This is a genomic window from Actinomyces oris (genome assembly GCF_001929375.1).
Lineage (GTDB): Bacteria > Actinomycetota > Actinomycetes > Actinomycetales > Actinomycetaceae > Actinomyces > Actinomyces oris_B.
In genome coordinates, this window is record NZ_MSGO01000038.1 from 169,801 (window position 1) to 184,777 (window position 14,977).

The 14,977-nt window shown below is 70.6% G+C and carries 13 protein-coding genes; 12 read left to right on the plus strand and 1 reads right to left on the minus strand.

The annotated features are described in order from the left end of the window. The first annotated feature begins 223 nt into the window (after positions 1-223). The 12 genes from BKH32_RS09600 to BKH32_RS09655 all read left to right on the plus strand — a co-directional run bounded on the left by BKH32_RS09600 (position 224) and on the right by BKH32_RS09655 (position 13,077). Positions 224-1,324, plus strand: a complete 1,101-nt coding sequence (locus BKH32_RS09600) for a BMP family lipoprotein (RefSeq protein WP_075249810.1) — start codon at positions 224-226, stop codon at positions 1,322-1,324. A 57-nt stretch (positions 1,325-1,381) separates the two neighbouring features. Continuing rightward, positions 1,382-2,911 (plus strand): ABC transporter ATP-binding protein, encoded by a 1,530-nt coding sequence (locus BKH32_RS09605; RefSeq protein WP_075249811.1) that lies wholly within the window; start codon positions 1,382-1,384, stop codon positions 2,909-2,911. Further along, the gene (locus BKH32_RS09610; protein WP_075249812.1) at positions 2,908-4,251 is read left to right on the plus strand and encodes an ABC transporter permease; all 1,344 of its coding nucleotides are present in this window, start codon (positions 2,908-2,910) and stop codon (positions 4,249-4,251) included. The genes BKH32_RS09605 and BKH32_RS09610 overlap by 4 nt, the downstream gene beginning before the upstream one ends. Before the next feature lie 3 nt (positions 4,252-4,254). Beyond that, entirely contained in the window at positions 4,255-5,547 is a 1,293-nt protein-coding gene (locus BKH32_RS09615; protein WP_075249813.1) for an ABC transporter permease, read from the plus strand. Further along, positions 5,544-5,978, plus strand: coding sequence for a cytidine deaminase (locus BKH32_RS09620; RefSeq protein ID WP_075249814.1), 435 nt, complete (start codon positions 5,544-5,546; stop codon positions 5,976-5,978). The genes BKH32_RS09615 and BKH32_RS09620 overlap by 4 nt, the downstream gene beginning before the upstream one ends. Positions 5,979-6,002: 24 nt before the next feature. After that, entirely contained in the window at positions 6,003-7,364 is a 1,362-nt protein-coding gene (locus tag BKH32_RS09625; RefSeq protein WP_218638464.1) for a thymidine phosphorylase, read from the plus strand. After that, a complete protein-coding gene (locus BKH32_RS09630; protein ID WP_075249816.1) occupies positions 7,361-8,164 on the plus strand; it encodes a hypothetical protein in 804 nt (267 codons plus the stop codon). The genes BKH32_RS09625 and BKH32_RS09630 overlap by 4 nt, the downstream gene beginning before the upstream one ends. Positions 8,165-8,325: 161 nt before the next feature. Beyond that, a complete protein-coding gene (gene deoC, locus BKH32_RS09635) occupies positions 8,326-8,979 on the plus strand; it encodes a deoxyribose-phosphate aldolase (protein ID WP_075249817.1) in 654 nt (217 codons plus the stop codon). 144 nt (positions 8,980-9,123) lie between these two features. After that, positions 9,124-10,308 carry a metal ABC transporter substrate-binding protein gene (locus tag BKH32_RS09640; protein ID WP_075249818.1) on the plus strand — a complete coding sequence of 395 codons (1,185 nt, stop codon included), beginning with the start codon at positions 9,124-9,126 and terminating at the stop codon, positions 10,306-10,308. 8 nt (positions 10,309-10,316) lie between these two features. After that, a complete protein-coding gene (locus BKH32_RS09645; protein WP_075249819.1) occupies positions 10,317-11,135 on the plus strand; it encodes a metal ABC transporter ATP-binding protein in 819 nt (272 codons plus the stop codon). Then, positions 11,132-12,190: a metal ABC transporter permease gene (locus BKH32_RS09650; RefSeq protein WP_075249820.1), complete on the plus strand. Its 1,059-nt coding sequence runs from the start codon at positions 11,132-11,134 to the stop codon at positions 12,188-12,190. Before BKH32_RS09645 ends, BKH32_RS09650 begins: the two co-directional genes overlap by 4 nt. Next, positions 12,187-13,077: a metal ABC transporter permease gene (locus BKH32_RS09655; RefSeq protein WP_075249821.1), complete on the plus strand. Its 891-nt coding sequence runs from the start codon at positions 12,187-12,189 to the stop codon at positions 13,075-13,077. The genes BKH32_RS09650 and BKH32_RS09655 overlap by 4 nt, the downstream gene beginning before the upstream one ends. 66 nt (positions 13,078-13,143) lie before the next feature. On the opposite strand, the gene BKH32_RS09660 is transcribed toward BKH32_RS09655, so the two are convergent. Continuing rightward, positions 13,144-14,883: a phospho-sugar mutase gene (locus BKH32_RS09660; protein WP_075249822.1), complete on the minus strand. Its 1,740-nt coding sequence runs from the start codon at positions 14,881-14,883 to the stop codon at positions 13,144-13,146. Between the last annotated feature and the right edge of the window lie 94 nt (positions 14,884-14,977).

Here is a 14,977-nt window from a genome sequence, read left to right on the forward strand (position 1 = left end):
GGGACGCAGCAGCCGTCGAAGTCGCTGGGACCGCTGGAACCGCTGAGGTCTTGAGGGGCCCGGCGCCGGAAGAAGACACTCCTCCGGCGCCGGGCCCCTCATCGAACCCAAGACGATCACGAGGTCATACCGACGGAACGGGTGGTGTGATAATGGGAGGTTCTCGCCTATCCTTGTCACTCGAATGTGTCCCCCGTCGCACGTGAGAACCACGGAGGTTTCCATGAAGAAGGCCTGCTCCGCGATGACGCTCGGCGCGGCCGTGGCCCTGGTCCTGGCCGCCTGCGGGACGCCGCCTGCGCAGCGGCCCACCCGCAACCTGGAGGGCGCCAAGGACTTCACCGCCTGCATGCTCTCCGATGAGGGCGGATTCGACGACCACTCCTTCAACGAGTCCGGCAAGAAGGGCCTGGACCGGGCCGGCAAGGAGCTGGGAGTCAAGACCATCGCCGTGCAGTCGGAGAGCTCGGCCGACTACGCCACCAACATCTACGCGCTCATCCAGCAGAACTGCAAGCTCGTCATCGGTGTCGGCTTCAACATCGCCGCCGACCTGACCGAGTCGGCCAAGGCCAACCCCGACATCCAGTTCGCCCTCATCGACGCCTCCTTCATCGGCGCCGACGGAAAGCCCGCCACCCTGCCCAACACCAAGCCGCTGCTGTTCAAGACGGCCGAGGCCGCCTACCTGGCCGGATACGCCGCCGCCGGCACCTCCCGCACCGGGGTCGTGGGCACCTACGGCGGCAAGCCCCTGCCCACCGTCCAGATCTTCATGGACGGCTTCGCCAAGGGCGTGGCCCGCTACAACCAGGACACCGGCGCCCAGGTCCAGGTCAAGGGCTGGGACACCACCACCGGCAAGGGCGGCTCCTTCGTCGGCAACTTCACCGACGCCGCCAAGGGCCAGGCCATCACCGAGCAGTTCATGTCCCAGGGCGCGGACGTCATCATGCCGGTGGCCGGCCCCGTCGGCCAGGGCACGCTCTCCTCCGTGCGCCAGAAGAACGACGCCGGAGGCACCAACGCCGTCATCTGGGTCGACTCCGACGGCTACACCTCCACCGGTGACGGCAGCATCATCATGACCTCCGTGGTCAAGGAGATCGGCAACTCGGTCTTCGACACCGTCAAGAACGCCTCCGAGGGGAGATTCTCCTCCGAGCCCTACATCGGAACCCTCAAGAACAACGGGGTGGCCGCCGCACCCTTCCACGACTTCGACTCCCGGGTACCGGCGCCGGTCAAGGCCAGGCTCGAGGAGCTGCGAGGCCAGATCATCGACGGGTCCCTCGACGTCTCCACCCCCTACGACCCCTCCTGAACGCCCGGCCGGGGCCGGCGCCCCGAGCCTCCACCGCCACCCGGAAGCGAGTCTGTTGTGAAGCTTGAGCTGCGTGGGATCACGAAGGCCTTCGGGCCGCTCGTGGCCAACGACCACATCGACCTGACCGTCGAACCCGGCCAGATACACGCCCTCCTGGGCGAGAACGGTGCGGGCAAGTCCACACTCATGAACGTCCTCTACGGCCTCCACCAGCCCGACGCCGGAGAGATCCTCATCGACGATGAGCCCGTCACCTTCTCCGGTCCGGGCGACGCCGTGGCCGCCGGCATCGGCATGGTCCACCAGCACTTCATGCTCGTGCCCGTCTTCACCGTGGCCGAGTCCGTCGCCCTGGGCTACGAGCCGGTCGGGTCGCTGGGGCTCCTCAACACCGGCGCCGCCGCCGCCAAGGTCACCGAGATCTCCCGCCGCTTCGGCTTCGACGTCGACCCCGACGCCCTCATCGAGGACCTGCCCGTGGGTGTCCAGCAGCGCGTGGAGATCATCAAGGCCCTGGCCAGAGACGCCAGGGTCCTCATCCTCGACGAGCCCACCGCCGTGCTCACCCCGCAGGAGACCGACGAGCTCATCGCCATCATGCGCGAGCTCAAGGCCTCGGGCACCTCCATCGTCTTCATCACTCACAAGCTGCGCGAGATCCGCGAGGTCGCCGACACCATCACCGTCATCCGCCGCGGCCGCGTCGTCGGCACCGCCGAGCCCACCGCCTCGGCCGCCGAGCTCGCCGGCCTCATGGTCGGCCACGACGTCTCCCTGACCGTCGACAAGCCACCGGCCGACCCCGGGGACGACGGGCTCGCCCTGGAGGGCATCAGCCTCATCGAGGACGGCACCGTCCTGCTTCAGGACATCGACCTGCACGTGCGATCCGGCGAGATCCTCGCCATCGCAGGCGTCCAGGGCAACGGTCAGACCGAGCTGAGCGAGGTCATCCTCGGGCTGCGTCCGCCCACCGCCGGCTCCATCGCCTTCGACGGCCAGGACGTCACCGGCCACACGGTGCGCCGACGCCTGCGATCCGGACTGGGCTTCGTACCCGAGGACCGCACCACCGACGGCATGGTCGCCGAGCTCTCCGTCGCCGAGAACATGGTCCTGGACCGCTACGACGACCCCTCCCTGGGGCGGGGCCCGTCACTGTCCCCGACGCGCGTGCGCCACGCCGCCCACCGGATGCGCGAGGAGTTCGACGTGCGCGTCACCGACGTCGACGACGCCATCTCGACCCTCTCGGGAGGCAACCAGCAGAAGGCCATCCTCGCCCGCGAGCTCTCCCGGCCCCTGAAGGTCCTCGTCGCCTCCCAACCCACCCGCGGCCTGGACGTGGGCTCCATCGAGTTCGTCCACCGGCGCATCGTCGCCGAGCGGGACACCGGCACCGCCGTCCTCATCATCTCCTCCGAGCTCGACGAGATCTACGCCCTGGCCGACAGGATCGCCGTCATGTACCGCGGCCGGATCGTCGGCACCGTCCCGGCCGACACCGCCCGCGACGCCCTGGGCCTCATGATGGCCGGCACCCCCGCCGAGCAGGCCCTCGACCCTCAGGAGCAGACACGATGAGCACTCCCACCACCGGCTCCAGCACCGAAGCGACCCCGACGTCCCCGTCCGAGGACCGCCCCGAGGATCGGACCGAACGCGGCCCGAGCGGCCAGCCGGGCAGACGGCCTGCCGGCCAGGCCGCCCTGCTGCGGCAGGTCGCCTCCTCGCCGGCCGTCGTCGGGCTGCTCGCGGTCCTGACCGCCCTGATCCTCAGCTCGATCCTCATCCTCGCGGCCGACTCCGAGGTGCGCTACACCGCCACCTACCTGTTCAACCGTCCTGGCGACTTCCTCCACGCCACCGCCTCCACCCTGAGCGAGGCCTACAGCTCCCTGCTGCGCGGCGCCGTCTTCGACTGGCGCGCCACCACGGGCGTGCGCATGATCCGCCCCATCACCGACACCCTGACCAACGCCACCCCACTCATCATCGCCGGACTCGGCATGGCCGTGGCCTTCCGAGCCGGCCTGTTCAATATCGGCGGCCAGGGGCAGATGATCCTCGGAGCGATCACGGCCTGTTACGCGGGCATCGCCTGGAACCTGCCCCCGGTGGCCCACCTGCTCGTCGCCGTCATCGGGGCGGCCCTGGGCGGACTGGTGTGGGGCGGCATCGCCGGCGTCCTCAAGGCCCGCACCGGAGCCAACGAGGTGATCGTGACGATCATGCTCAACTCCATCGCCGCCCACCTACTGTCCCAGGCGCTCAGCCTCAAGGCCTTCAACGGGGAGGGAGAAACCGGCAACCGCAAGTCCCTGACCGTGGCGGACACCGCCCAGTACCCCTCACTGGCCGGCGACTCCTTCCGCCTCCACGCCGGTTTCCTCCTGGCCCTGCTGGTCGCCGTGGCCGTGTGGTGGCTCATGGAGCGCTCCCGCCTCGGCTTCCAGCTGCGGGCCACCGGCCTCAACGCCGACGCCGCCCGCACCGCCGGCATGAGCGTGCCCTGGGTGACGAGCCTGGTCATGATGATCTCCGGCGCCCTGTGCGGGCTGGCCGCCACCGCTCCGGTCCTGGGCACCCAGAAGAGCATGGACGAGTCCGTCGTGGGAACCATCGGCTTCGACGCCATCACAGTGGCACTCCTGGGCCGCTCCCGCCCCCTGGGGACCGTGCTGGCCGGCCTGCTCTTCGGGGCGCTGCGCGCCGGGGGCACCGCCATGCAGGCCGCACCCGGCACCCACATCAAGATCGTCCTGGTCCTGCAGTCCACGATCGTGCTGTTCATCGCCGCGCCGCCCCTGATCCGGGCCATCTTCCGGATCCCGGAGCGCCGAGAGTCCCTCGGCGGCAATGATCCGTCCCCCGTCTCAGTGCCGGCCGCAGCCCCGGCCGCTCCCGCCGCGAAGGAGGCCTGAGCCATGAGCGCATCAACTGCTCCAGTCGATTCTCACGCCGCGACCGCATCGGATGCGCCCGCGCCCGCGGCGGTTGCGCCCATGGACCCGAAGATCCCGATCACCGGCTTCGTCGTGCTCCTCCTGCAGGGGCTCATGGCCCTGGGGGCCCGCGGCTCAACCACCTTCGACCTCACCGCCTCCTCCGACCTCTTCCGGCTCGGGGCCCCCGAGCTCAACGCACGCCTGGTCATCCTCGCCGCCGCCGCGATCGTCGCGGCGGCCACCGCCGTCGCCTTCGACCGGGCCCGGCGTCGCAGCAGGATCCCGACCTGGGCCGCCGCCCTCATCGGCATCGGATTCGTCCTGGCCTTCCTGGCCTGGGCCGGGGCCGGAAGCAGCGGCGTCATCCCCCTGGTGACCATCCTGTCCTCCGCGCTGGGACTGAGCGTCCCCCTCGTCTACGGCTCACTGGCCGGGATCATCGGGGAGCGATCGGGCACCATCAACATCGCCATCGAGGGCCAGCTCCTGGGCGGGGCCTTCCTGGGGGCCGTCGTCGCCTCGGCCTGCTCCAACCCGTGGGTGGGGATCCTGGCCGCACCCGTGGCCGGAGTCCTCGTGGCCCTCCTGCTGGCCCTGTTCGGACTGCGCTACCGGGTCAACCAGATCGTCGTCGGCGTCGTCCTCAACGTCCTGGTCTCCGGGCTCACCGGCTTCCTGTTCTCCACCTTCCTGTCCTCCAGCCCCAGCCTCAACCGGGCCCTGCGCCTGCCCACCCTGGCGGTGCCGCTGCTGTCCCGGATCCCGATCATCGGGCCGGTCCTCTTCCGCCAGACGATCCTCGTCTACCTCATGTACGCGGCCGTGGCGGTCCTGTCCGTCATGCTCTTCCGCTCCCGGTGGGGACTGAGGCTGCGGGCCTGCGGTGAGCACCCCAAGGCCGCCGACACCGTCGGCATCAACGTCATGCGCACCCGCGTGACCAACCTGGCCCTGGCCGGGGCGCTCGCCGGACTGGGAGGAGCCTTCTTCACCGTCGGCTCGGGCCTGTCCTTCGAGAACGACATGACCGCCGGCAACGGCTACATCGCCCTGGCCGCCATGATCCTGGGGGCCTGGCGGCCCCTGGGCTCCCTGGGGGCGGCCCTGCTCTTCGGCTTCGCCACCTCCGTGGCCCAGACCCTGCCGGTCATCGGCAGCTCGGTCTCACCGGACATCATCTCTATGATCCCCTACATCGTCACGATCCTGGCGGTGGCCGGATTCGTGGGCAAGGTGCGCGCGCCGGCCGCCGAGGGGGTGCCCTACCCGTGAGCAGCATCGCGCCCACCGATCTGACCGACGCCCACTGGCAGGCCCTGCACGAGCTCGCCGTGGAGGCCATGACCCACGCCTACGCCCCCTACTCCCGCTTCAAGGTCGGGGCCGCCGCCCTGGTCGACGACGGCCGACTCGTCTCGGGATGCAACGTGGAGAACGCCGGCTACGGCGTCACCCTGTGCGCCGAGTGCGGCCTCGTCTCCGAGCTCACCCGCACCGGAGGAGGGCGCCTGGTCGCCTTCGCCTGCGTGGACGCCCACGGCCGGGCCCTGGCTCCGTGCGGGCGCTGCCGCCAGCTCCTGAGCGAGCACGCCGCCGACGCTATGGTGCTGGCCATGCCCTCGGGGATGATGAGCATCGACGAGGTCCTGCCCGACCGCTTCACCGCCGACGACGTCGAGCGCGTCGTCGGCCAGCAGAGCTGAGGGCCGGCTGACCAGTAGCCACAGATGGAGGAGAGCCCCGTGACCGTCCCCGCCGCCACGTCGGGCGTCGAGCCCTTCGACGCCGTCGACGTCATCGCCGCCAAGCGCGACGGCGCCGCCCTGACCGACGCCCAGATCGACTGGGTCGTGGACGCCTACACCCGCGGCGCCGTCGCCGAGGAGCAGATGAGCGCCCTGGCCATGGCCATCTACCTGCGCGGCATGAGCCGGGCTGAGATCGCCCGCTGGACCGACGCCATGATCGCCTCCGGGGAGCGCATGGACTTCTCCGGCCTGACCCGCCCCACGGCGGACAAGCACTCCACCGGGGGAGTGGGGGACAAGATCACCCTGCCGCTGGCGCCGCTCGTGGCCGTCTTCGGCGTGAGCGTCCCCCAGCTGTCCGGACGCGGGCTCGGGCACACCGGCGGGACCCTGGACAAGCTGGAGTCCATCCCCGGCTGGCGGGCCGACCTCACGGGCGAGGAGATCCTGACGATGCTCGATGCCGGCGGCCCCGGCGCCGTCATCTGCGCCGCCGGGGCGGGCCTGGCCCCCGCCGACAAGCGCCTCTACGCCCTGCGCGACACCACCGCCACCGTCTCCTGCGTCCCCCTGATCGCCTCATCGATCATGTCCAAGAAGATCGCCGAGGGGACCGGCGCCCTCGTCCTGGACGTCAAGGTCGGCTCGGGCGCCTTCATGAAGGAGCTCGACCAGGCCCGCGAGCTCGCCGCCACCATGGTGGCCCTGGGCACCGACGCCGGCGTGACCACTCGCGCCCTGCTCACCGACATGTCCACCCCGCTCGGGCTCACCGCCGGCAACGCCCTCGAGGTCGCCGAGTCCCTCGAGGTGCTCGCCGGCGGGGGACCGGCCGACGTCGTCGACCTCACCGTGGGCCTGGCCCTGGAGATGTGCGCCGCCGCCGGCAGACCCGTGGAGGAGGACGAGGCCCGAGCCGCCCTGGCCGACGGGCGCGCCATGGACATCTGGCGCGACATGGTCGCCCGCCAGGGCGGCGACCCGGACGCGCCCCTGCCCCTCGCCCCGCAGACCGAGACCGTCACCGCCCCGGCCGACGGGGTCCTCACCACCCTGGACGCCCTCGCCGTCGGGGTGGCCGCCTGGCGCCTCGGGGCCGGACGGGCCCGCAAGGAGGACCCGGTCCAGGCCGTCGCCGGCGTCACCATGCACGCCAAACCGGGCGACGAGGTGCGCGCCGGCCAACCACTGCTCACCCTGCACACCGCCACGCCCGAGCGCTTCACCCGCGCCCGGGAGGCGCTCGCCGGCGGCATCGTCATCTCCCAGGCCGGATCGCCGGAGGCGGCCGACGCCGTGGCCCGCCGGGAGCGCGGAGTCATCCTGGAGCGCATCGGATGACTACGCCCCGGCAGATGGAGCCTGCCATCGTCGCCCGAGCCGTCAACTCCCGGCTGCGGGTGGGCCGCCTCAGCCAGGCGGGCCAGGCCATCACCCTGACCCAGACCGACGCCACCACCTGCGGGCCCACCTGCCTCCTGGCCGCCCGCCTGCTCCTGGAACCCGGCGAGCGCGCAGCTGTGACCGGTGACCTCGCCCGGGAGATGACCGCCTCGCCACCCGGCCGGGAGGGCAAGCACCTGGTCTCCGTCCTGTCCCGCCAGCAGGTGCGTCTCCAGCGGGCCATGAATGTCCGCGGCCTGGGGGCACTGCCCTGGCCGAGGGCGCTCGGCTCCACGCCCTGGTCCGTGGCCCGGCAGATGACCGAGATCGCGAGCACCTGCACCCCGGGCGGCGGGAGCCGTCGTTACACGGTGAGGTGGGTGAGCGACCACGGCCCCGCCTGGGGGCCTGAGGTCTCCTCGATCCGTGAGGTGCTGGCAGGCGGGCTCCCGGTCATCCTGGTCACCGGCGGTCCGCTCGTCCTCGATGACGACGCCGAGGGCGAGCCCACTGCGAGGGCGAGGCTGCGCGCGTCCCTGGCACGAACCCCGGCCGTGCCCCGCCACTACGTCCTGGCCCTGCCCTGGCGGACCATCGGGCAGGAGGACCCCGGTGAGGGGCGCGCGCACATCTACGAGCCCTCCAGCGGCGCCGTGCGCCCCCTCGACCTGACCGCCCCGCGCGATCCGCACCGCCCCGGCCCCCGCGAGCTCGGCAACTGGCCCCGCGTCCTCGCCGTCATCGCGCCCGAGGACTGACCATCAAGAGTATTATCCTGGTTCGAGGGGTGGGAAAAAGTCCTGTCACCCTGAAAGGCGGGCGCATGTTCTCTCGGTCCCCTTCGCCGGGCCGAGTCGACTTTGCCCGGATGAAACCGGTCGGGCCATGATGTCGTGACTGCCCACCAGGAAGGACCCCCATGACCACGCGCACCCAGGTCGCCCGCCTCATCGACCACACCCTCCTCAAACCCGAGGCCACTGCCGCACAGGTCAATGCGCTCATCTCCGAGGCCGCCGCCCTGGGTGCCTACAGCGTGTGCGTCTCCCCGAGCCTCCTGCCGGTGGAGGTGCCCGAGGCACTGCACGTGGCCACCGTCTGCGGCTTCCCCTCCGGCGCCCACGCCACCTCCGTCAAGGCCGCCGAGGCCGCCGACGCCCTCGCCAAGGGCGCCGAGGAGATCGACATGGTCGTCAACCTCCGCCTCGTCAAGGAGGGCGATGCCGACGCCGTCGAGGCCGACATCCGCGGCGTGCGCGAGGCCTGCCGGGGCGCCGTCCTCAAGGTCATCATCGAGTCCGCCGCTCTCACCGATGAGGAGATCGTCTCCACCTGCCGCGCCGCCGAGGCCGCCGGAGCCGACTTCGTCAAGACCTCCACCGGCTTCCATCCCGCCGGCGGAGCCTCCACCCACGCCGTCGCCCTCATGCGCGACACCGTGGGAGAGCGCCTCGGCGTCAAGGCCTCCGGCGGCATCCGCACGGCCGCCGACGCCCTGGCCATGGTCGAGGCCGGCGCCAACCGCCTGGGCCTGTCCTCCAGCACCGCCGTCCTGGAGGGGCTGAGCGACTGAAGGAGACAGCGCGTCACCGGCGGGCCCGGCACCGCAGCCGGGCCCGTCGCCGTCCCCGTCGGCACGAATAGGGAAGGATCGCCTCAACTTGCCAAGTTTCGGGTCCCCGAAACTATACTCAGCGCTATGAGAACCATCCCCAGTATGAGTCGCCGCAGCATTGTGGCGCTCGCTTGCCTCGCCCTGTTCGCTCCCGCCCTGGCTGCCTGTGGTCACAGCTCGACCTCGGCCGACGCCGCGGGAACGGTCAAGGCGGTCGCCTCCACCACGCAGATCTGCGACTACATCACCCAGCTCGCCAGCGGCGACGCCTCCAGTGACCTCTCCTTCGACCGTACCGGCGCGGACGGCAAGACCCAGCACTTCGGAGCCGACGCCGCCAAGGCCAAGTCCCACCTCAAGCTCACCTGCCTGCTGGCCCCCAACGCCTCGGCGCACGAGCACGACATGACCACGGCCCAGTCCAAGGCCCTGTCCGAGGCGGATCTCTTCTTCATCTCCGGCGTCGACCTGGAGCACTTCCTGGACTCCGCCGTCGACTCCACCGGCTTCAAGGGCACCATGGTGGTGACCTCCGGGGTCGCCGGTGCCGCCGACGTCGACGACCTGGCCGCCCAGAAGAAGAAGGAGGAGGCCAAGCCCTACAAGGTCGACCGGGGCAGCGCCAAGGTCGAGGTCGCCAAGTGGCCCTTCCCACCGGAGGAGGGCGAGAGCGAGCCCGAGTTCCGCTTCGACCCGCACGTGTGGACCTCGCCGAAGAACGCCATCATCCAGGTCACCAACATCGGTGCCGCCCTGGAGAAGGCCTCCCCCGAACAGGCCGGCGTCTTCCGCAGCCACGTGGACGCCTACGTCGCCAGGCTCAAGAAGCTCGACGAGTGGGCCGCCAGCTCCCTCAACTCGGTGCCCCAGGACAAGCGGGTCCTGTTCACCAGCCACGACGCCTTCGGCTACTTCAGCAAGGAGTTCGGCGTGAAGTTCGAGGGCGCCGCCCTGTCCGACTTCAACGCCCAGCAGGACGCCACCGCCGACAAGATCAAGGAGACCGCCGACAAGGTCAAGGCCTCCGGGGCCGTGGCCATCTTCGCTGAGAACTCCAACAACCCCAAGTCCGTCCAGAAGGTCGCCGAGGTCGCCGGCGTCAAGGCGGTCATCGGCGACGAGGCCCTCTACGGTGACTCCCTGGGGACCCCCGGATCCGACGGCGAGACCTACATCGGCTCCATCCTCCACAACGTCTCCAACCTCACCAAGGCCTGGGGCGGCAAGGTCACCGAGATCCCCGCCGACCTCGCCCAGTGGACCCCCAAGGCCTCCGACGTCAAGTGAGGAACCGTATGACAGACCCCCGTGATCGCGCTTCCGGGCAGACCACCCCATCCACTACCGCCGAACCGGTCGTCACCCTGGAGGACGCCTCCTTCTCCTACGGCTCCTCCACCGTGCTCACCGGCGTCAGTGGTCGGGTCCCGGCCGGGCAGGCCCTCGCCCTCGTGGGCCCCAACGGCTCGGGCAAGACGACACTCATGCGGGCGCTGCTCGGCATGGTGACCGTCAGCAGGGGCCGGGTGCGTGTCAACGGGGCGGCACCGGGCAGAGCGCCACAGGGGTCCGTCGGATACGTTCCTCAGCTCAGCGACCTCGACCCCACTTTTCCCGTCACCGTGCGGGAGGTGGTTCAGATGGGCATGTACTCCCAGCTCGGCATCCTGCGGCGCCCCGGCGCCGAGGTCCGTCGTCGGGCGCTGGAGGCCCTCGAGAGCGTGGGCCTGGCCGACCGCGCCGACAGGCGCTTCGGCACCCTGTCCGGCGGCCAGCAGCAGCGCGTCCTCGTGGCGCGCTGCGTGGCCGCCCGGCCCCGCCTCATCCTCCTCGATGAGCCCTTCAACGGCCTGGACCAGCCCAACCGCGATGCCCTGCTGTCCATCATCGCCGACCTCAAGGAGCAGGGCATCTCCCTGATCATCTCCACCCACGACCTCGTCCTGGCCCAGGAGACCTGCGAGCAGGTGGCCCTCCTGGCCGGACGGCAGATCGCCTTCGGCCCGCGCGACGAGGTGCTCGTGGCCCACTACATCGACGAGGCCTACGGCGGCCACGGCACCACCCGGCTGCTGGGGCTGCGCTCGGGCCCGGGCACGCAGGAGCTGTCATGAGTGACGCGATGACGCTCTTCAGCCAGGCCCTCGAGCAGCTGCGCCTGGCGGCCGCCAACGTCCCCGGACTCATGGACCTGGCCGAGGCCCCTTTTCTCTTCCGTCCCCTGGTCATGGTGGTGCTTCTGGGCGTCGTCGCCGGTGTTATCGGTGTCGTCGTCAACCTGCGCAGCGCCGAGTTCAGTGCCGAGGCCATGGTCCACTCCGTTTTCCCCGGGATCGTCGCCGGCGCCGTCTACTGGGGGATCGACGCGATCATCCCGGCGGCCTCCGTCGTCGCCGTCGCCGCGGCCCTGGTCCTGACCATCGTCTCCCACCGCTCGCGTCGGGGCGAGGCCTCCGAGGCCGGTACCGCCGTCGTCCTCACCAGCTTCTTCTCCATCGGGCTCATCCTGTCCCTGGCCAAGGGCGACATGTCCGGCCAGCTCGAGGCCCTCATGTTCGGCCGCCTCCTGGAGGTCACCGATGCGCGCCTGGCCCAGGCACTCATCGTGTGCGCCGTCGCGCTGCTGCTCATCATGGCGACCTGGAAGGAGCAGGTCGCCTACGCCTTCGACCGCACCGGTGCCCGTGCCTCCGGGCTGAGGCTCCTCGCGCTCGACCTGGTCCTCAACACCGCCATCGCGGCCGCGGTCGTCTCCGCCTCGACGGCGGTGGGCATCCTCCTGGTCATCGGCTACCTCGTCATCCCCGGTGCGACGGCGCGCGTTCTCGCCTCCCGGGTGCGCACCATGGTCCTCATCGCCATCGCCGTCGGTATGGGCGGGGGATACCTGGGCATGCTGCTCATGGCTCTGCCCGAGACCTCCGACAAGCCGATCTCCCCGCAGGCCACCGTGGCCCTGGTGATGACCGGGCTCCTCCTGCTCGCCGTCGGTGTCTCCACCGCGCGCGAACGGCTGGCCAGGATCCGCCACCGCGCTCGCTCGGCGCAGCCGGTCACGGTGGCGGCGACCTCGACGGCGGCGGGAGCGGAGACCACCGCTGATCGCACCGGGGGACCGGAGGACTCGGCGAGTGCCGTGGCCCCGGCGGTCGAGAGGAGCCGAGTATGAGGATCGGGCTCGACATCCTCCTGCTGCCCATCATCGAGGTCGTTCTCATGGGGCTGCTGGCCGGGCTCGTGGGCGCGCTCGCACTGGTCCATCGCCGGATCTTCTTCACCGAGTCACTCACTCATGCGACCTTCCCCGGAGCGATCGTCGGCGTGGTCACTGCCGCCTGGTTCTCGCGGGCAATCCTCGGCCAGCGCGCCGACTTCACCCTCCTGTCCACCCTGGTGCTGGTGGGGGCCGCCTTCATGTGCCTGCCGATGATCTGGCTCATGCGGCGCCTCTCCCAGGTTCCCGGGATCTCCTCCCAGTCAGCGGCCGGCGTCGTCCTCACCTTCGGATTCGCCCTGGGCTACTTCCTCAACAAGTGGTTCGCCCCGCTGCCGATCAAGGTGGACTCCTTCCTGGCCGGATCCGTGCTCAACGTCAACCACGTCGATGTCATCGCCGTCGGAGTCGTCCTGGCGATGACGATCCTCGCGCTCGTGGCGGCCGGGCGGTTCCTCACCTTCTACAGCTTCGACCCGCTGGGGTACCGCGCCAGCGGGCTGAACCCCGCCTGGGCCGAGGGGACCGTCATGGTCATGATCACCCTGACCATCGTGATGCTCGTTCCCGCCGTCGGCACGATTCTGCCCATCGCGCTCATCGCCGCGCCCGCGGCCGCGCTGGCGCCGTGGACGCGCACCATGCGCCGGCTGCTGATCGGCGCCCCTGTTCTCGGTGCGGCCACGGCCCTGGCCGGGCTGTTGATCGCGGTGCAGCTGAGCCTGTCCGCCGGTGGGGTCATCGCGGTGGCCTCCGGGGCGGTCTACCTGGTCTCGGCCCTGGTCCACTGGGCCGTGATGAGCGGAGCCTGGGGTCGGGTGCCGCTGCTACGCCGGGGATGAGCCGCCGATCCTGTGCGGGCGCTCCCGGCGACGCCGGAGCCGGGTCTGCGGGGAGGAAGGCAGGTCTCAGGCGACGATCCCCAGGATGCCGCGCAGGTCCTCCTTGATGGCCTCCAGGCGCTCTGCGGCCGCCTTCCGCACCTGCGCCACCGGAGTGTCATTCGTCGGCAGAATCACTTCGCAGTAGCACTTGAGCTTGGGCTCGGTCCCCGAGGGACGCACGACCACCCGGTCATCCGAGGCCGTCACCCACACCAGCCCGTTCGTGGGGGGCAGGGTGCCGCCGTTGCCGTCCGAGACGCCGTCGAGCAGATCCACCGTCGTGGTGACCGGGGAGCCGGCGAGCTTGGCCGGTGCCCCACCCGAACGCAGGCGCTCCATGGTGCTGGTGATGATGTCGAGGTCCTCGACTCGCATGCTCAACGGGCTCGTGGCGTGCAGCCCGTGCTCACGTGCGAGCCGGTTGAGCAGATCCTGCAAGGTTCGGCCCTGCTGCTTGAGCACGGAGGTCAGCACCGCCAACCGCACCGAGGCGGAGATACCGTCCTTGTCCCGCACCGCGGCGGGATCGACGCAGTACCCCAGCGCCTCCTCGTAGCCGAAGACCAGGCCCGGCTCCCGACTGATCCACTTGAAGCCCGTCAGGGTACGGCGGAAGCCCAGGCCGTGGGACTGGGCGATTCGGCGCAGCAGGCGAGAGGAGACCACGGAGCAGGCCAGGACCCCGTTGCCGGCGAAAGCGGCCAGCTCGGCGGCCTGCTCCCCCAGGAGTGCGCCGACCTCGTCGCCCGTCAGCTGACGCCAGCCGCCGGGAGCCTCCTCGTCCGGGATCGCCGCCGAGCAACGATCGGCATCGGGATCGTTGGCGATCACCAGGTCCGCGTCGACCTCCCGGGCCTTGTCCAGCGCCAGGTCCAGCGCCCCGGGCTCCTCCGGGTTGGGGAAGGCGACCGTCGGGAAGTCCGGATCCGGCTCGAACTGCTCGGCCACCTCGACGACGTCGGTGAACCCGGCTCGCGCGAGCACCTCACGGCAGGTGGCCCCACCCACGCCGTGCATCGCCGTCAGCACGATCCTCACCGGGGCGGGGGCCGTCATCCGAGCCGCCTGAGCGGCCCGCTCGATGTACTCCTCCCGGATCCTCGGGTCGACCGTCTCCCAGCCCGACTGCGGGCGGGGCACGGAGCCCACCGGGCCGACGGCGTCGATCGCCGCAGCGATCTGACTGTCATAGGGAGGAACGATCTGGGCTCCCTGACCCGAGTCGGTGACGGCCCGCCCACCCAAGTAGACCTTGTAGCCGTTGTCCTGCGGCGGGTTGTGCGAGGCCGTCACCATGACGCCGGCGTCGGCCTCCAGGCGCCGCAATGCGAAGGCGAGCACCGGGGTCGGGCAGTGCGACTCGAAGAGAATGGCCCGTCCGCCCGCGCCGGTGACGACCGCGGCCGTATCGCGGGCGAACTGCTCGGAGTTGTGTCGGGCGTCGTAACCGATGACGACGCTGAAGCCCTCACCGAGACGGTCCTTGAGGTAGGCGGACAGTCCTGCCGCAGCGCGGATGACGACGACCCGGTTCATCCGGTTGGGGCCGCCGCCCAGGCGACCTCGCAAGCCGGCCGTACCGAAGGCGAGGGTGGCGCTGAAGGCGTCGCTGAGGGCCCTGCGAGCCGCTTGGGCCTGCTCGCCATGAGATCGGGCGGCGCTTAGGAGCTCAGTGAGCTCGGCGCGGGTGGCCGGGTCCGGATCGTCCTGGATCCACGCGTCCACGGCAACGTCGTCGTACACATCTTCAGGGCCTCGGGTCATATCTGTGACGGTACCGCGCAAATACTTCTGGAAACGCTCACAATGACGCTCCTCACTGGTGTTTCCAAACACAAGGAGAATTCAGTCACCAAAA